At 64.0% G+C, this 17,445-nt stretch carries 18 protein-coding genes and 1 pseudogene; 13 read left to right on the forward strand and 6 right to left on the reverse strand.

Annotation, left to right across the window (positions count from 1 at the left end; genetic code table 11):
* Positions 1-834 (reverse strand): class I SAM-dependent methyltransferase, encoded by an 834-nt coding sequence (locus BB28_RS04260; RefSeq protein ID WP_044104171.1) that lies wholly within the window; start codon positions 832-834, stop codon positions 1-3.
* A gap of 54 nt (positions 835-888) precedes the next feature.
* On the opposite strand from BB28_RS04260, the gene BB28_RS04265 reads away from it, so the two are divergent.
* The 4 genes from BB28_RS04265 to BB28_RS04280 all read left to right on the forward strand — a co-directional run bounded on the left by BB28_RS04265 (position 889) and on the right by BB28_RS04280 (position 3,144).
* A complete protein-coding gene (locus BB28_RS04265) occupies positions 889-1,104 on the forward strand; it encodes an antitoxin (protein WP_030094378.1) in 216 nt (71 codons plus the stop codon).
* A 25-nt stretch (positions 1,105-1,129) separates the two neighbouring features.
* A complete protein-coding gene (locus BB28_RS04270) occupies positions 1,130-2,263 on the forward strand; it encodes a lipase family protein (protein WP_474100057.1) in 1,134 nt (377 codons plus the stop codon).
* A 36-nt stretch (positions 2,264-2,299) separates the two neighbouring features.
* Positions 2,300-2,743: a type II toxin-antitoxin system Rv0910 family toxin gene (locus tag BB28_RS04275; RefSeq protein WP_030094380.1), complete on the forward strand. Its 444-nt coding sequence runs from the start codon at positions 2,300-2,302 to the stop codon at positions 2,741-2,743.
* 113 nt (positions 2,744-2,856) lie between these two features.
* Complete coding sequence (locus BB28_RS04280) at positions 2,857-3,144, forward strand: hypothetical protein (RefSeq protein ID WP_030094381.1); 288 nt, start codon at positions 2,857-2,859, stop codon at positions 3,142-3,144.
* A gap of 32 nt (positions 3,145-3,176) precedes the next feature.
* Here BB28_RS04280 and BB28_RS04285 read toward each other — a convergent pair whose 3' ends face one another.
* Positions 3,177-4,088 (reverse strand): LLM class flavin-dependent oxidoreductase, encoded by a 912-nt coding sequence (locus BB28_RS04285; RefSeq protein WP_046255530.1) that lies wholly within the window; start codon positions 4,086-4,088, stop codon positions 3,177-3,179.
* A gap of 91 nt (positions 4,089-4,179) precedes the next feature.
* Here BB28_RS04285 and BB28_RS04290 point away from each other — a divergent pair, with 91 nt between their 5' ends.
* The gene (locus BB28_RS04290; RefSeq protein WP_030094383.1) at positions 4,180-4,731 is read left to right on the forward strand and encodes a TetR/AcrR family transcriptional regulator; all 552 of its coding nucleotides are present in this window, start codon (positions 4,180-4,182) and stop codon (positions 4,729-4,731) included.
* Here the strand turns inward: BB28_RS04290 and BB28_RS04295 are convergent.
* Positions 4,694-6,694: an MDR family MFS transporter gene (locus tag BB28_RS04295; RefSeq protein ID WP_046255531.1), complete on the reverse strand. Its 2,001-nt coding sequence runs from the start codon at positions 6,692-6,694 to the stop codon at positions 4,694-4,696. The genes BB28_RS04290 and BB28_RS04295 overlap by 38 nt on opposite strands.
* A 144-nt stretch (positions 6,695-6,838) precedes the next feature.
* Here BB28_RS04295 and BB28_RS04300 point away from each other — a divergent pair, with 144 nt between their 5' ends.
* The 4 genes from BB28_RS04300 to BB28_RS04315 all read left to right on the forward strand — a co-directional run bounded on the left by BB28_RS04300 (position 6,839) and on the right by BB28_RS04315 (position 11,200).
* Positions 6,839-7,237 carry a PaaI family thioesterase gene (locus BB28_RS04300; protein ID WP_030094385.1) on the forward strand — a complete coding sequence of 133 codons (399 nt, stop codon included), beginning with the start codon at positions 6,839-6,841 and terminating at the stop codon, positions 7,235-7,237.
* Positions 7,238-7,312: 75 nt separating this feature from the next.
* Positions 7,313-8,830 (forward strand): aldehyde dehydrogenase, encoded by a 1,518-nt coding sequence (gene adh, locus BB28_RS04305; protein ID WP_046252648.1) that lies wholly within the window; start codon positions 7,313-7,315, stop codon positions 8,828-8,830.
* 52 nt (positions 8,831-8,882) lie between these two features.
* A complete protein-coding gene (locus tag BB28_RS04310; protein WP_030094387.1) occupies positions 8,883-9,269 on the forward strand; it encodes a DUF779 domain-containing protein in 387 nt (128 codons plus the stop codon).
* Between the two features lie 101 nt (positions 9,270-9,370).
* Positions 9,371-11,200 carry a hypothetical protein gene (locus BB28_RS04315; protein ID WP_064393366.1) on the forward strand — a complete coding sequence of 610 codons (1,830 nt, stop codon included), beginning with the start codon at positions 9,371-9,373 and terminating at the stop codon, positions 11,198-11,200.
* On the opposite strand, the gene yaaA is transcribed toward BB28_RS04315, so the two are convergent.
* Positions 11,190-11,936, reverse strand: a complete 747-nt coding sequence (gene yaaA / locus BB28_RS04320) for a peroxide stress protein YaaA (RefSeq protein WP_046252650.1) — start codon at positions 11,934-11,936, stop codon at positions 11,190-11,192. The genes BB28_RS04315 and yaaA overlap by 11 nt on opposite strands.
* Before the next feature lie 119 nt (positions 11,937-12,055).
* Between yaaA and BB28_RS04325 the strand changes: the two genes are divergently transcribed.
* Positions 12,056-12,838 (forward strand): VOC family protein, encoded by a 783-nt coding sequence (locus tag BB28_RS04325; RefSeq protein ID WP_046252651.1) that lies wholly within the window; start codon positions 12,056-12,058, stop codon positions 12,836-12,838.
* A gap of 25 nt (positions 12,839-12,863) precedes the next feature.
* On the opposite strand, the gene dinB is transcribed toward BB28_RS04325, so the two are convergent.
* Positions 12,864-14,069, reverse strand: coding sequence for a DNA polymerase IV (gene dinB / locus BB28_RS04330; protein WP_046252652.1), 1,206 nt, complete (start codon positions 14,067-14,069; stop codon positions 12,864-12,866).
* 1,193 nt (positions 14,070-15,262) lie between these two features.
* On the opposite strand from dinB, the pseudogene BB28_RS25860 reads away from it, so the two are divergent.
* The 3 genes and pseudogenes from BB28_RS25860 to BB28_RS04345 form a co-directional block, all read left to right on the forward strand.
* Positions 15,263-15,868: pseudogene (locus tag BB28_RS25860) on the forward strand (hypothetical protein); the annotation flags it as partial.
* Between the two features lie 89 nt (positions 15,869-15,957).
* Positions 15,958-16,386: a MarR family winged helix-turn-helix transcriptional regulator gene (locus BB28_RS04340; RefSeq protein WP_030094393.1), complete on the forward strand. Its 429-nt coding sequence runs from the start codon at positions 15,958-15,960 to the stop codon at positions 16,384-16,386.
* Positions 16,383-16,814 (forward strand): hypothetical protein, encoded by a 432-nt coding sequence (locus BB28_RS04345; RefSeq protein ID WP_030094394.1) that lies wholly within the window; start codon positions 16,383-16,385, stop codon positions 16,812-16,814. Before BB28_RS04340 ends, BB28_RS04345 begins: the two co-directional genes overlap by 4 nt.
* Here the strand turns inward: BB28_RS04345 and BB28_RS04350 are convergent.
* Positions 16,776-17,441, reverse strand: coding sequence for an enoyl-CoA hydratase/isomerase family protein (locus BB28_RS04350; protein WP_046252654.1), 666 nt, complete (start codon positions 17,439-17,441; stop codon positions 16,776-16,778). The two genes, BB28_RS04345 and BB28_RS04350, sit on opposite strands and share 39 nt — an antisense overlap.
* Positions 17,442-17,445 lie beyond the last annotated feature (4 nt).

Below are 17,445 nucleotides of genomic sequence, written 5' to 3' on the forward strand. Positions count from 1 at the left end.
CTAGAAGAAAAACCGCATGATCCTGCCGATATCGCGCAGGGCAGGGATATGCGAGATCACCTTCATCTGGATGCGGCCCGACAGTGGCAGGTGCTCCTCACCTGCCACGTCGGTGCTGCGCAGGTCGTCGAGGCACTGCAGCCCGGGATGTAATGCCTCGATCTGGCCGGGGTCGTCGATACCCCAGTGCAGGGTGGCACCCGCGTTGCGCACCGCGGGGACAAGCTTCTGCAGCGTGATTCCGATGCTGCCGTAACAGTCGAAAGTCAGCTGTCCGCTGGGGAATCGGCCGGTGATCCGCCGGATCAGGGACTGTCCTTCGGCCGGCGTCAGGTACATCGTCAAACCCTCGAACACTGCGAGCGTGGGGCGATCTGCGGGGATATCGTCCAGCCATGCCTCCTCGGTGACCGAGCTGCCCACCATCCGATAGTCGCCACCGCGTTCGGGGAGCAACGCACGCCGCAGCGCGATGATGTCGGGGTAGTCGACATCGATCCAGCGCACCGTCTCGGGCGGATTGATCCGGAAGATACGGGTGTCCAGCCCGCAGGCCAGATGTAGCACCGTCGCTTCGCGATGTGCGGCGAGGAACTCCGAGGTCCAGACGTCGAGTTGGCGGGCGCGTAATGCCACCCCGATCGCCTGGGTTCCTTTGATCTTGGTTTTGGAGAAGTCATAGTCGATACGAGCGACGGCCTCGGCCGCGTAGTGGTCATGAAGAACCGAATTCGGGGACACGGCGTCCTGTGCCCGGCCGTACAGGGTGGCCAGCATGGTCTCGGGAGCGCCGCTCAGCGTGATTTTCACGCGGTCCGTCACTCGACCCAACATACGCCGCGAACTCGTACTACAGTTGCGCCGTCCCAGACCGAAGGAGAACCTCACATGGCTGATTTCAAGGGCCTCATCGACAAGCTCAAGAGCCTGTTGGCGGGCAACAAGGACAAGGTGAACCAGGCCGTCGACAAGGTCGGCGACGCCATCGATTCCAAGACCGGTGGCAAGTACTCGGCAGTGGTGGACAAGGTGCAGGACGCCGCCAAGGGTGCGGTCGAGAAGGTTGAAGGGGCCGCAGCTCCTAAGGACGGCGACGCTCAGTAACCGACTGGCGCTGCTGCTGGCGGCGCTGGTGTTGGTCACGGCGGCCTGCGCGCGGGTCGAGGCGGAAGGTGTTGCACCTCCGCCTCCCTCGCCGCCGCCGGGTGAGGTGCTTTCCGATGCGCCGTTGTCGCTGGCTCCGGATCTGGACGCCGTCGCCGACGGCCACCTCATCCGCTATATGTCGACCTCGGGTGCCACCGGTACCCCGACTGAGGTGACCGGTGTCGTCTTTTCACCGAAAGGTCAACCTCCACAACAAGGTTGGCCCATTGTGTCGGTGGGTCACGGCACCACCGGTCTGGATGACCAGTGCGCGGTCTCGCGTGCTCCCGATCTGCGCGGCTACATCTGGTTGGTGCGCAACCTCACCAAGCGCGGCTGGGTGGTGGCCATCACGGATTACGAGGGGCTGGGTGTGCCGGGCCCACATCCATATCTGGAGCCGCGATCCGAGGGATTCAACGTCGTCGACGCGGCGCGTGCCGCGATGTCGCTGATTCCGGGGTCGTCGACGACATGGGCGGCGATTGGTGCGTCCCAGGGTGGTCAGGCGACCTGGGCGGCCGCCGAGCTCGCGGGCGATTACGCCCCGGAACTGGACTTTGTGGGTGCGGCCAACCTGTCCCCGGCGGCAGATCTGACCGAGATGGCGACGCATGTCGGTGACGGACGGTACGACTGGAGCCAGCTCTCGATGATGCCCACTCTGCTCACGGGGCTCTCGGTCACCGTCCCTGAGCTGAAGCCGGAGAACTTCCTGCACGGATCGTTTCAGGACAACCCGCACGACAAGGCACTGCTGCTGGGATGTCATAACGGGCTGGATCCAGCGCGGGCCGCGGCCATAGGTAGATTGCGCGCCAACGATTTTCACGGCACCACCCCGCAGGATGCGGAGATTTTCGCGCGCGCGTTGAAGCGGATCTCGCTGCCGTTGGGGCCGGCTTCTGGCCCGATGCTCGTCTACGCGGGTGGGGCTGATCGGCTGATCGACGCACGCTGGATCCACGCTGCGGTGCGGCGAGCCTGTGCATTGGGCGACACCGTCCAGGAGATCGTGGCGCCCGGTAAGGGACATGTGGACCCCGAAGGGGAGCGGCTGGGGGTGCAGTGGATCGCGGATCGGTTTGCCGGGATTCCGGCTCCCAGTAACTGCTAGCCGTCTGTTGATGTCGCTCCGGTATCGTTTGCCGACGTGGCAGCCAAACTGAATTCCTCCATCGATGTGCCCCTCCCTCCGCAGGAGGCTTGGGAGCACGCCTCGGATCTGCGGCGTTTCGATGAATGGCTGAGTGTTCACACCGCATGGCGCAGCGCGTTGCCCGAGACGCTGGAAACGGGCACGGTGATCGATTCGATCGTGTGTGTGAAAGGCATGTACAACCGGGTCAGATGGACCCTTAAGAAGTACGACCCTCCGACGGGACTGTCGCTGGAGGGACAGGGCAGGGGTGGCGTGAAGGTCAAGCTCCGGGTGACGATCACCCCGAAGGGGCCGGGTTCGGTCGTCGACTTCACCCTGCATTTGGGTGGCCCCGCGATGTTCGGCCCGATTGGTGCGGTGGTCGCGGCAGCGTTGCGCAGTGACATCGACGCCTCGCTGTCGAAGTTTGTTCAAGTTTTTGCATCTGCCTCGTAATCGCCATTTTTTGCGTTCTACCTGCGAAAACATAAGCGACGGTTTGTGATTGGCTCCGTATCGAGTTGGTGTCGGTTGTTGGCATGCTCCCGAACAAGGAGCAATATGGATATATGTCAATCACACGGAAGTTCATCGGAACGGTGTTCGCCGCAGGTGCTGGCGCGGTACTGATCGCTGCTGCGCCCGCCGCCGTGATGACCACCGGGGTGCCGACAACCACGTCTAACCAGGTGGTTCTTGCCGATCCCGGCGGCTCAGGCAGCGGTGACGCGGGTGGCGGCGGTGGCTGCTACAACGGCGTATGCGGCGGATGGAACCCAGGGCAGGGTGGCTGGGGTCACGGCTGCTACAACGGCGTTTGTGGTGGCTGGGACGGCCAGCGCGGCTGGGGCAACTAGGCCATCTCTGTCGGAGCCATCTCTGCCGGACGTCAGTCCGCGAGCGGTGTAAGGGCCTGCGCCAGGGCGTCATAGGCGTCCCGGCGAGCTGGCCCGGTGCCTAGCAGGTGATCCGGCAGGATCACCTCGTCGGCGCCGTCTTGTGCCCACGGTGCCATCTGCTCCGCGATGCGGTCTGCGGTGCCGTACAGCACCGGAATCGGTGATGTCGCAGCGGTTTCCGCAGCTCGTGCCTCGGCCTGCGGGCCGTCGGTGACGATAATGCGCGCCTGGGTGGAACGCCAGATCGTCGCGGGATCGCGGCCGATCTTTTCGGCGGCGGCGTCCAGACGGTCCGAGACTTCGCGGAACCCGCCGGGCGCGGACCACTGGTTCCATTCCTGGGCGTACCGGGCGGTCAGGCCGAGCATGCGTGGCTGAGTGGCGCCGATGAGGATGGGCAGCGGTCGCTGCAACGGCTTGGGTTCGCAGATGCCCTCGGCCAGCTGGTAGTACTCGCCGTTCACCGTGGTGGCTTGTTCGTTGAGCAGCCCGGTAATCACCTGCAGCCCTTCGGAAAACCGGTCGACGCGCGGTCCGGGCTTGCCGAGTTCGAGCCCGTAGCGCTGGTGTTCGTTCTCCTGCCAGCCGGCGCCCAGCCCGAGCGTGAAGCGCCCCTGGCTTACGTGATCGACGGTGGCCGCCCAGTTGGCAAGCACTGCCGGATGCCGGAAGGTCATCGACAGCACCAGGGGCGCGAGCCGGATCCGTGAGGTGGCTGCGGCGAGCGCCGCAAAGATCGCGGTGGCTTCGTGGAAGTCGGTGCGCTGTTCGGCGGTGTCCGCGTGTGACATGAAGTGGTCTGCGGCGTAGAAGGCACGCCACGATCCGCCGTCGGCGTACTGGGCGATATCCAGCAGATCTGTCCAGGATTGGTTGGTTTGTCCCCATATCGAGAAGCGCATGTTTTCCAGCCTAGAGCCGGTGCGCATATCGCCGTTATTGCGTACTACCCTCGAAACGGTGGAGGAGCAACCAAGGGGTCGGCGGGCAGAGGTGATCGCGGCCGCTATCGAGGTGGCGGGCACCATGGGGGTCGGGGGTCTTACGTATCGCTCGGTGGATGCGGCGGCGAACGTCCCGAGCGGTACTACGTCGAATCATTTCCGTACGCGCGATGCGCTGCTGCTGGGTGTCATTGTCGAGATCGAGAAACTTCGCCGGGCCTTCTGGCGGGCACTTGTCATCGAGATCAATCCGACGACAGTGGCTGATCTGGTCGGTATCGGCACCGCGTACGCCAACGGGGCTGTCGGAATGATGAGTACCCGGGTGCGTGCGTACATGGCGCTTCTCATGGAGGGATGGAGCCATCCCGAGCTGCGAGAGCCGCTGCAGCGGGGCCGGGATGCGCAGATTCCCCGGACACTGCAGCTCATGCGCAAAGTGGACCCGAAAACCCCTGAGCTGCATGCGGAAATCTTTCAGGACTATCTGACGGGCATCATCTACCAGCAGTTGGCCAACCCGTCGCCGAACTTCAATCCGCGTCCCGGGATTGAGGCATTGCTCACCGGCCTGGTGACGCCCCGGGTAGCGCAGGAATAGGGTTCTCGCGCCAATCGGTGTCGGTGACAATTCGCCGTGAAATGCGTTCCAGTGCTGCCTGAATCTGTTCGCGATCTGCCCGATCCTCGAAATCAGGTGTGCGGGAGAGTCGTTCGACCAAGTACTGATTGATCGCCTCGCTGATCTTGTCGACTTCCTGGCGTCCGGAATCGGTGAGCCAGACATGGTCGTTGGTGCGTAAGGCGTACCCGTTCTCGACGAGCTCGTTGAAGGCGGGGGCGATGACCTCCGGCGGTATCCGGTACCACTGCGCGATTCGGGACACCTCGGCAGACCCGGTGGCACGCAGGAAGCGGTTGGCCTGCACCAGGGCCCACAGCGGCGCGATGGGCATCGACACACCCGCGTGTTCGCGCAGCTTGTGCAGGCCGATGTGTGGGAATCCGCGCATGGCATTGCTGATCGCGATCTCCAGCAGTTTGTCTGGTGAGAACGAGTTGGGCATGCCGAAGCCCTCGCCCATATCGGCGGCCAGGGCCGAATCGGTCCCGCGCAGTGGGACCTCTTTGAGGAACAGCGCCACGACGAATCCGATGACGGCAACAGGTGTGGCGCAGAGGAACACAAGGTCCAGTGAGTCGGCGTAGGCGTTGATGACCGGTATCGCGGCATCGTGCGGCAGCGCGTGCAGCGCCTGCGGTGACGCGGTGGCCTCGGGTGGCACGTTCACCGAGCTGATTTCGCGTGCAAGGAAATTGGAGAACAGTGACCCGAATATCGCGGCGCCGAATGAGCTGCCGATGGTGCGGAAGAACGTCACACCGGAGGTCGCGACGCCCAGATCGTCGAATCGGGCCGTGTTCTGCACAATGAGGGTGAGTACCTGCATCGAGGCGCCGATGCCCACACCCAGAATGAGCAGATACAGAGACTGCAACAGGAACGGCGTGGAGTTGTCCATCCTGGACAGCAGCACCAGTGCGACTGCCATGGTGGCAGTGCCGAGTACGGGGTACAGCTTGTACTTGCCGGTGCGGCCTACCAGGATGCCGGTTCCGGTGGAGGTGATGAGCATGCCCGCCACCATGGGCAGGGTGCGCATACCCGACACGGTGGCCGAGACACCGTTGACGAACTGCATGAACGTCGGGAGATATGTCATCACCCCGAGCATGGCAAAGCCAACGACAAAGCTCAGCACGCAGCAGATCGTGAAGACCGGGTCGCGGAACAGCCGCGGCGGCAGGATCGGTTCGGATACATGGGATTCCACCCAGACAAACACGCCTATCGCGGCGACCGCGCCGACGAACAGTCCGATGATCACCGGCGAGGACCAGGGGTAGGTGGTGCCACCCCAGCTGGTCGCCAGTGTCAGTGCCGAGGCACCCAATCCGATGAGCACGATGCCCCAGTAGTCGATGACGGGGCGAGTCGCCTTGGCCAGAGCCGGGATGGCGGCGGCTGCGACCACGATCACCACCACCGAGATGGGCAGGTTGATGTAGAAGGCCCAGCGCCAGCCCAGATGATCGGTGAACAGTCCGCCCAATAGCGGGCCGATCACGGTCGTCACCCCGAAGACCGCGCCGAGCATGCCCTGATAGCGGCCACGCTCGCGCATGGGAATGATCTCGCCGATGAGGGCGGTCGCCGTCACCATGAGTCCACCGGAGCCGAGGCCCTGAATCGCGCGTGCACCGACCAACATGGCCATGGATCCGGCCATACCGCAGAGCAGCGATCCGGCAGCGAAGATGACGATGCAGGCGATGAAGACTGCGCGCCGTCCGAAGAGATCACCGAACTTGCCCATGACGGCGGTGGCCACGGTGGAGGCCAGCAGATAGCTGGTGACCACCCACGACTGGTGTCCGGCATCTCCGAGATCGGCGACGACGGTGGGCAGGGCCGTAGCGACAATGGTGCCGTCCAGCGCGGCCAGGAGCATTCCGAGCAGGACCGCGACGAAGATGAGGTTGCGGCGCTGCACGCTGATCATGGAGCTCGCGGCTTCCTGATCGACGGTTTCGGATTCAGGAGACTGCTGCTGAGATTCGGCTGACATAACTTACCCATGCTAAAGGTATGTGGGCCAGGGCATCGTGAACTCACGTTGCTCGCAGATAAGTGGACAGGAAGCCGGATGACACGCGAAGACCTTCCGACCGATCAGTTTCCCGGCTACTTGGGTATCGAGTCCGTATCGCTTCAAGACGACCGGGTTACCGCGGAGCTTCCGATCCGGGGTGAGCTTTTCGCCCCGAACGGGTTCGTTCATGCCGCCGCGATAGTCGGGCTCGCGGACACGTTGTGTGGGTACGGATGCCTGGCCTCTTTACCGGAGGGGGCGACCGGATTCACCACCATCGAGCTGAAGACCAACTTCCTGGGCACCGCGCGCGGCGGAAAGCTCACCGGGACCGCTGTGCCGGTTCATCGTGGGCGATCGACTCAGCTCTGGGACGCCACCGTGACCTCCGATGATGGGCGCACGCTGGCCGTGTTCCGGTGCACCCAGCTGGTGTTGTGGCCGCGCGGATGACACCCGCGCCCCCGCTTCTGAACTGGGTGTAACGTACGTCACAGGGCTCGCATCGATGACCGACAGGAGCAGGCAATGAAGCATGCAGCACCCGGAACCGAAGGCAGCGCAGTCGCTTTCGCGCCCCGGTACGAGAACTTCATCGGTGGGGAGTGGGTTGCCCCGTCGGATGGCCAGTACTTCGACGATTCCTCGCCGATCGACGGCAAGGTGTTCACTCAGGTCGCCCGCAGTACCGCTCCGGACATCGACAAGGCGCTGGACGCCGCCCACGCCGCGGCCGAGGCATGGGGTAACACGTCAGCGGCCGAGCGGTCCAACACGCTGCTCAGGATCGCCGACCGCATGGAACAAAACATCGAGCGACTCGCTGTCGCGGAAACCTGGGATAACGGCAAGCCGATTCGCGAGAGCCTCAATGCCGATATACCGCTGGCGATCGACCACTTCCGCTACTTCGCCGGAGTGCTGCGCGCTCAGGAGGGATCGATCTCAGAGATCGACCACGACACCGTGGCCTACCACTTCCATGAGCCGTTGGGGGTTGTCGGCCAGATCATTCCGTGGAACTTCCCGTTGTTGATGGCCGTCTGGAAGCTGGCGCCGGCGCTGGCGGCAGGAAACTGTGTGGTTCTCAAGCCCGCCGAGCAGACGCCTGCCTCGATCCTGGTGCTCATGGAGCTGATCGCCGACCTACTCCCGCCGGGAATCGTCAATGTGGTCAATGGGTTTGGCGTCGAGGCCGGCAAGCCGCTGGCCTCCAGTCCGCGTATCGCCAAGATCGCCTTCACGGGTGAGACCACCACCGGGCGCCTCATCATGCAGTACGCGACCGAGAACATCATCCCCGTCACCCTGGAACTTGGGGGCAAGAGCCCCAACATCTTCATGCCCGACGTGATGGCCGCCGATGACGCGTTCCTGGACAAGGCGCTCGAAGGCTTCACCATGTTCGCTCTCAATCAGGGTGAGGTATGCACGTGTCCCTCACGGGCGCTGGTGCATTCGTCCATCTACGACGAGTTCATCGCGCGTGCGGTCGCGCGGGTCGAAGCCATCGTGAGCGGGGATCCGCTCGATGAGGACACCATGATCGGTGCGCAAGCCAGTAACGATCAGTACGAAAAGATCTTGTCCTACATCGATATTGGGCGAAAAGAGGGCGCGCAGGTGCTCACCGGTGGGGACGCCCGAAAGGTTGCCGACTACCCGGATGGCGCCTACGTCCAGCCGACCGTGTTCGCCGGTACCAACAACATGCGCATCTTCCAGGAAGAAATCTTCGGCCCGGTGCTCTCCGTGACGAAGTTCGACTCACTGGACGAGGCGCTGAAGATTGCCAATGACACGCTGTACGGCCTTGGCGCCGGGGTGTGGTCGCGCGATATGACCAACGCCTACCGGCTGGGCCGCGGTATCAAGGCGGGCCGGGTATGGACAAACTGCTATCACCAGTACCCGGCGCACGCCGCGTTCGGCGGTTACAAGAAATCCGGTATCGGGCGTGAGAACCACAAAATGATGCTCGACCACTACCAGCAGACCAAGAACCTCTTGGTGAGCTACTCGCCCGACGCCGCGGGCTTCTTCTGATGGTCCCCCGCAAGCGGGAGGTACCCCCAGCTCACGCGAAGGAAGCCCGGCCCTGATCAATCGCGTCGAGCTCACCCCGGCGGCGGCCGAGCTGTTGGCTTCGCTGGTGGCTCGACATGGGCCTGTGATGTTCCACCAGTCCGGCGGCTGCTGTGACGGGAGCGCGCCGATGTGCTACCTGCGCGGGGAATTTCGCGTGGGTGCGTCGGATGTGTTGCTCGGCGAGGTTAGCGGGGGAACACCGTTCTGGATGAGCGCCGACCAGTTCGAGTACTGGTCACATACACATTTGACGGTGGACGTGGTGCCTGGGCGAGGGTCTGGATTTTCGCTGGAGGCGCCGGAGGGGGTGCGTTTCCTTATCCGGTCGAGGTTGTTCACCGATGACGAGGTGCTCGCGTTGGCGAATCAGCCGGTCAGGACCGGCGCCGACGGTTGAGGCGCTGCCGATTCCTTCGTGTTGTCGGTTGCCCGCGGAGGTAGTAGTTTGCCCTTGTCGGAGGCTGTCTGGTCGGGTCGGTCGTAGGGGAGTGTCATCCAGTGTATGTAGCTATTCGAACTGCTGCGGTTGCTGCGGTGTGCAGTCTGTGTGTCGGGACAGGTCTGGACGCGCGCACCGTGCGCCCGGCCCCTTCCCTAACAGCCACGGCCGCAACACGTTCCGTGACGAATCGGGCAGTTTCTCTCACGTCGTTCTCTGACTTGCTGACGGTGGCTGCCCCGCAAAATGATGCTGGGGCGCAATCGAATCCGGTGGGCACCGGGGTGCCGAGTGGCAGCGAACTCATCGGGACAGTCGCCAAACTCCTCAAGGCATCACAAGCCGCGTCGACCGGTTCGGCTCCGGCCATCACCGCAGCCGCCGTCGATCCTGTCGATCCGCCGGTAGAGCAGCCGGTAGATCCGCCCGTCGAGCAGCCCACAGATCCGCCCGCGGCCGACGAGCCGGCGCCACCCACCAACTTCCCGGGGACCCATTGGCCTGCGTTTGGCACCCCGTCCTACTTTGCGCAGTTGGCCTTTGCGGTGTTCCACGTTGTGGCCTTGCCGGTCACGGTGCCTGTGCAGTTCTTCCTGGGCAGTGCCGAGGGTGTGCCGACGGTGATAGCCGCGGCACTCAATGACTTATCGGGCCTGCTGGGCCAGATACCAGGGTTCTCGCCGCAGCAACCGGCGGCGCAAGCACAGCAGAAGGTCGCAGAGGCCTCCTCGCTGTTGCCGAAGGCTGCGGCGGCGGAGGCCGAAGCACCCGCCACTGAGGAGCCGGCTCCGGCTCCGGCTCCGGCGCCAGATCCCTTGCCGACCAACTTCCCGGGCCCGCGCCCCGCGTTTGGCACGCCGTCCTACTTTGCGCAGTTGGCGTTCGCGGTGCTGCATGTGCTGGCGTTGCCGATCACGGTTCCGGTACAGGCGATCATCGGCAGTACCGAGGGCGTGCCGACGGTGATTGCCGCCGCGCTCAACGACTTGTCCAGCCTGCTGGGACAGGTGCCGAAGATATCGCTACCTGGGACCGACCCCGGGACCACGCCGGAGACCTCCTCGAAGCAGGTCGATCAGGCTGTCGCCAAGCCGGAAACGGCGTCCGAGAAGTCAGAGACCACCAAGCGCGACGTCGATGCGAAGACTCCCAACACGGAGCACGGGGCCAAGCCTGGCGATACGCCCGCAGAGGCGCCCAAAACCGAGCATGAGGCCAAGCCCGCTGAGACTCCGGCGGACGCGACGAAGGTAGATCCGGCTAAGGCAGATCCGACGAAGGCTGTCGACCCGACTAAGGCTGTCGAGCCCACGAAGGTCGTTGAGCCGAAGGTTGACCCGACGAAGGCTGTTGAGCCCACGAAGGTTGTTGACCCGACGAAGGCTGTTGAGCCCACGAAGGTTGATCCGACTAAGGCTGTTGAGCCCACGAAGGTCGTTGAGCCCAAGGTAGACCCGGCGGCGGCGTCGACGAAGCCCGAGCCTGCCAAGCCCGTTGCGGTCAAGCCGGAGACCAAGCCCGAACCGGTCAAGCCGGAGACCAAGCCGGAACCGGCCAAGCCTGAACCCGCCAGCAGCCCGGTGAAGGTCGTCCGCGACAGCCTGAAGTCGACACCCGGTGGAACCACCACCACCGGCGGCACCAAGACGACCGAGGGATCCAAGGGCGCTGAAACGGACAGCAAGACGCCCGGTGCGTCTACGGCGACCAAGGTTCGCGAAGGATCGTCCCCCTCCGCGGGTGGCACGTCCGATAAGCCCGCGGAGAAGTCCTCGACGGAGAAGCCGTCGACCGGCAAGAGTTCACCGTCATCGGAAGGGAGTTCGCATTCCTCCGAAGGAAAGTCGCACTCTTCCGAGGGCAAGTCACACGCTGGATCTACTGACTGACGATGATCGTAAGCGTGTTGCCGTCGCGTTCGATGTGAAGTCCGGCGCGACGGGCAACCGCAGCCACTGAGGTGGCGTCATTGGGTTCGGCTCGGCTGCCGGCGAGGATACGTGCCAGCTTTCCCTTGTGCGCCTTGTTGAAATGGGTGATTACCGTACGTCGCCCGTCGGGATGCTCGGTGAGGCAATCAACGGTTACCGCCTGCGGGATTCGCCCCAATCCCGCGTACGAACCCGAGCGTAGGTCCACCACCAGTTCGTCGGCGGCCAGCTCCGCCAACACCGGCTCCAGTACTGGCTTCCAGCGGGCGGACAACGACGGCTTTCCGGGCAGCTTGGACGAGGCCGACAACCGATAGGCAGGCACCGGATCATCAGCGCGTAGCAGCCCGAACAGCGCCGAGCCGACGGCGAGGCGTTCGCGTGCACGCGTTGCGGAGGCGCCGCGCAGAGACGTCACGTCCAGGGCGTCGTACAGCACACCGGTGTACCGCTGCAGGGCAGGCATGGTGGGGGAGACCCGCAGCTCGGCATTGCGCTGGATTTCCGCATCCTGAGAGGCCGAGATGCCCAGCGCCTTCCGGCATGCCGGAGGGTCGGCGGCAAGGGCGACAAGTTCGTCGACGAGTGCCGTGCGCACCGGATTCAGCGACGGTGTGGCCAGCTTGTCCAGGCGCAGAGGAACATGATCTCCACCTTCGCGTTTGGTTTCTGAGGGTGGCAGCAACACGATCACGCCACAGACCGTAGCGAACTGGCCGCCGCCGACGGCGCAGCGGGTCGACAGCTGCGATGAGTTTTGGTGGTCTGGATGGTCGATATGGGTGAGTGCCCCATCCAGTACAAGGAGACCCCATGCCCACTCGTGAAGAAACTCCACTCGGCGCCCCCGCGTGGATCGACCTTGCCTCGTCGGATGTCGAGAAGTCGAAGGCCTTTTATAGCGCTTTGTTCGGCTGGACCCTGCAGGACGCGGGGCCTGAGTACGGCGGCTACATCAACGCGCACAAGGACGGCAAGGCGGTCGCGGGAATGATCGCGAACAATCCGGAATGGAATGCACCCGACGGATGGACAACCTACTTCGCCACCGACGACATCGATGTCACGCTCCAGAAGGTGGCTGACAACGGCGGCGGAAACTGCATGCAGGCCATGGAAGTTCCACAGCTCGGATATATGGGACTCTTCGGCGACCCCTCCGGAGCTGTGGTGGGACTGTGGCAGCCGCTGGCCCACAAGGGGTTCCAGCTGGTGGCCGAGGCGGGTGCCCCGGTGTGGCATGAGCTGAACACTCGCGAATACAACAAGGCGGTCGACTTTTACACCAAGGTGCTGGGTTGGGATACCAAGGTGGAGGGCGATTCCGAGGAGTTCCGGTATGCGTGCGCCCAGCACGGCGGAGAACCGATCGCCGGTGTCAATGACGCGACAGTGGGTCAGTGGGCGCTTTCCGAGGGTGTGCCGGCGCATTGGGCAGTGTATTTCGGTACGCCGGATACCGACGCCAGTGCGGCACGGGTTGCCGAGCTCGGGGGAGCGGTGCTCACACCTGCGCAGGACACCCCATATGGCCGGATGGCGCTGGTTCGGGACACCACCGGCGCTACCTTCTGGTTGTGCTCAGTCGATTCCTGATCGCGGATAGGGCATCCCGGCATCGTCAAAGATCTTCAAAGGTCGGGATGCCCCACTCTTCATGCCCGCCCCCGTGTAACAAGGTGGCACGGGTGACCGAGCGGGTGCCGAATCTCTCGCGTAGCTCGTCCAATGTGCTGTCCAGCGCTAGCGTGTTTGTCTGCGAACCGTCGAATGGCAACTCCAATTGCGTTGCGCCGCAGGAGTCGAAGTTGGAGACGGAGAATCCGATCAGGGTGATGCCCCGTTCCGTGACCAGCGCAGTGGCCTCGGCGACAAGCTGGCGTGCCACTGCCAGTAGGTGTTCCGTGGAAGTTGTGGGTCGTGACACGGTGTGTGAGCGCGTCGCGCGCGTGTAGTCGTCGAACCGTAGCCGGAGCACCACCGTCCGGCAGCTGCGGCCGGTGCCACGCATCCGGCGCGCGATCCGTTCGATGAGTTGTGTGGTGATCGCGTCGATCTCATCGCCGGTGCGCCGCCGCCTCCCGAGTGCACACTGTGCGCCGATTGAGCGCCACCGTCGACCGCCCTGCACCCGTCGCGGATCGACATTATGTGCCAGGCAATGTAATTGGTGTCCCATGGCGCGGCCAACCATCGACGCCAGGGTGGACTCGCCAAGATCGGCGATGTCCGCGACGGTGTGGATTCCGTACACCCGCAGCTTCTCGGCGGTGATGGTGCCGACGCCCCACAGCGCCTGCACCGGCAAGGGGCGCAGGAATGTCATCTCTTCGTGAGGTTCCACCACCAATAGTCCATCGGGCTTACCCTGACGGCTCGCGACCTTGGCCAGGAACTTGGTGCGGGCGATACCGACGGTGATCGGCAGGCCGGCTCGACGGCGCACCTCCGCGCGCAACGTCTCCGCGATATCACGCGGAGTGCCCGAAATACGCAGTAGGCCAGCGACATCGAGAAATGCCTCGTCGATGGACAGCGGTTCGACCAGCGGGGTGGTGTCTCGGAAGACCTCGAAGACCTTCTTGCTCGCGGCGCTATACGCGTTGAAACGGGGCGGTACCACCACGGCCTTCGGGCATAGCTGTCGTGCCTGTCGGCCCCCCATCGCGGTGCGCACGCCGCAGCGCTTGGCTTCGTAGCTGGCGGCCAACACGACACCGCCTCCAACGATCACCGGGCGGCCGCGCAACGCCGGATCATCACGTTGCTCGACGGAGGCGTAGAACGAGTCCAGATCCGCGTGCAGGATGCTGGCTGTCCCGGTCATGAACAGATGCTCGCACCGGGGTCCGACACCAAGATCCGGTTGATTTGCCCAACAGCCAGTTGATTCGGAGAATCGCGGGTCAATCCCTGATGGCGTCTGGGAGATATTTGACTTACGGCTAGGAAAACTATCGAGTTCGTGGTCGGCGGCATGGTGCAGTGTGCCCTACGTTTATCCCAAGTTCTCCAGGTTACTTCCAGCCTATTCACATTCTTTGCCCAGAAGGGGTGGTTCACGTGCGCGTTCGCCTTCGTGCCACGGCTGCCGCGGCGGTTTGCAGTGTCTGCATCTCCGCGTCGGCTTCCGTGCCTACGATTCAATCTCTCAGCGCCAGTCCGGAACAGCACCGGACCGTCTCGACGCAGTCCTATGTGCTGACGTCGAACGAAGGCTCACTGGCGCCGTCGAGCATCGGCTCGCTGGCGACATTGCCCGGCGTGTCAGGTTCGGCCGCGACACCTTTGGCCGCGGCTGCTACTCCGGCTCCGAGTTTGTTCCAGGCGATTCAGCCGGTGTTCACGGTGTTGGGTGGGGCGTTGACGCTGCCGTTCAATATCCCGTTCTGGTTTGTGACGGGTCAGCTGAACGCGGCCGCGAATCAGAAGCTGATCAATGATTTCGTGACCGCTATCGGTCAGTTGCCGGGTGTGCCTGCTGCGGTGTTGTCGTATCTGGCGGGTATTCCGTCGCAGACGCTGCCGACCATCCCGTCGATTCCGGGTTTGACTGCGGCCTCTCCCACCGTCAAGACGGCGGCGTTGTCTGCGCCGACTGCTGCGGCCGCTACTCCGGCTCCGAGTTTGTTCCAGGCAGTTCAGCCGGTGTTCACGGTGTTGGGTGGGGCGCTGACGCTGCCGTTCAACGTTCCCTTCTGGTACGCAACGGGTCAGCTGAACACCGCGGCGAATCAGAAGCTGATCAATGATTTCGTGACCGCTATCGGTCAGTTGCCGGGTGTGCCTGCTGCGGTGTTGTCGTATCTGCAGGGGATCACGACTCAAACGGCTCCGACCATCCCGACCATCCCGGGTCTCACCTCCCTGGTGACTCCTTCTTCGAAGCTGGTCACGAACGCTGCGGTGGCTCAGTCCGATGCCGCAAAGGTTGACGTCGCGAAGTCGGAAGTCACTAAGACCGGAACCGTCGAGGAAGCGGCCAAGCCGGCCACCCCGGCGGAGTCGGTGAAGGTAACGACTCCGGCCGAGCCGGCCAAGCCTGCGGAATCCGTCACCCCCGCGGAGTCGGTGAAGGTGACGACGCCCGCCGAGCCGGCCAAGCCCGCGACCCCGGCTACGCCCGCGGATTCGGTCAAGGTGACCACTCCGGCCGAGCCGGCCAAGCCCGCGGAAGCCGCCACCCCCGCTGAACCGGTCAAGGTGGCCACCCCGGCTGAGGCCGTCAAGCCGGCCACACCGGCCGAGCCTGCTAAGCCGGCGGCTCCCGTCGACGCCGCCAAGCCGGTGGAGTCGAAGGTCAATGTGCCGAAGGTCAAGCTGCCCACCCCGGTCACCAAGGTCGGCGAGGTCAGCGGCGGAGTCGCGACGAAGGCCGATGAGTCGGCCAAGGCCGACAAGAACGAGAAGGCCGATTCCAAGGACACCAAGTCCGATAAGGGGTCCGCGCCGAAGAAGTCTGAAAATGACTCTTCAGCTGCGAAGAAGCCTGAGAGTGCGGCATCGTCTGCCGGGAAGCCGGAGTCCGCTTCGAGTTCCTCGTCGAGCTCGTCATCGAGTGACTCGCACTCGAGCAACTCGGGTGGTTCCTCGTCCGGTTCCTCGCACAAGGCGTCGTCGGACTAGTCCGCAATCGCAAGCTCAAAGGTCCCCGCGCCCGACACGGCGCGGGGACCTGCTTGTAAGCGGAACTGACATAAGTCAACATCATTGACATGGAAATCGATGGAACCGCGACCCTGGGGTACTTGCTGACCCGTACCGCGACATCGCTGCGCGGCAAGGTGGCGGCCCGTTTGGAGCCGATGGGCCTCAGCCTGCCCGAGTACATCTGCATGCAGATCCTGCGCACCTACCCCGGCATGTCCAACTCCGAGCTGGCTCGGCAGGCGATGGTCACCCGGCAGGCCATGAATGCGGTGCTGCACCGGTTGGAGCAGGAAGGCTTGATCAGCCGTCCGGAGAACGCGGACCACGGCAGGTCGCTGCCGGCTCGCCTCACCCGGCGTGGCAGCACCCAGCTGGACAAGGCGGTTGAGGCCGTGACCGCGGGCGAGAACGAGGTCATGGAGAAGTTGACCGCTGACGAGCGCCGCGCGTTGAAGGCGATGCTGGCCAAGTGCGTTCCGAGCCAGCTGCCATGAGACGCGCCGGGTGGCTGATCGCCTTCACCGGCCTGGTGATCGGGTTCAGCGTCTGGCTTCCGTGGTTGCGAACATCGGCCAGCGGCGGGGGCAGGGCCAATGCCATCGGCGGTGCCACCGGATCGGTGGTGCTGCCACCGGGATTCGGTGCGGGACAGATGATCTTGCTGGTTTCGGTACTACTTGTGGTGGCCGGATGCATGGTGGGGCAGCACATTCTTCACCGCATCGCCCCGATCGCCGCAGGTGTACTCGCGCTCGGGCTGCTGGGGCTCGAACTGCTGTATTACCGCATCAACGTCAAGGTGCCGATCGTGACCGGCTACGGATTCTGGATCGCGCTCGCGGCGTCGGCTATCGCGGTCGCACTGGCGATTGTTGCCCTGTTGTCACGACCCCAGGCCGGCGAGCAGCAGTGGCACGATTGACCCGTACATCCCGTATTTGACGGTGCCCAGCGTATCCCGGTTCTTGCCTACCAGGGGCGCCACGAAACTCGTTGCGGTGGAAAGCACCTGGTCCTCGGCAACGGCCGCGTCGACGATCTGGTAGTTCAGCGATTCAGATCCGCCGAGCCGACGGCCGCTGGGCATGGTGGCCGATGCCGCCTGCGGCGTCATCTTGCCCTGACACAGCGCCGACATACCGGGAGTGAACGGCATGCCGAGGTCAACCTCGGGCAGGCAGAAGAAGCCGCGATCGGTGCGCATCACCCGGTAGTCACATGCCAGCGCGACCATGGCTCCGGCGCCGAAGGCGTGACCATTGACGGCGGCGACGGTGGGGGTGGGGAACACGAGGAAACGCGCCAGAATCTTCTGGACCTCGGTGATGTACCAGCTGAGTTTGTCGGGGTTGGCGCCCAGGAAATCGACGTCGAGCCCGTTGGAGAAGAACTTCCCGCTGCCGGTCACCACCAGCGCCGAGGGGGTCTCGTCGGCGAGGACCTCGTCGAGCAGTGCGTTGATCTGTTCGATATTCGCTGTCGTGAAACGGTTCTCATCGGTACCGAGCTCAAGGGTGTAGATGCCTTCGGTGCGCTGCAGGGCTGGCATGTGT

Origin of the sequence: Mycobacteroides chelonae CCUG 47445 (assembly GCF_001632805.1) — a bacterium.
GTDB lineage: Bacteria > Actinomycetota > Actinomycetes > Mycobacteriales > Mycobacteriaceae > Mycobacterium > Mycobacterium chelonae.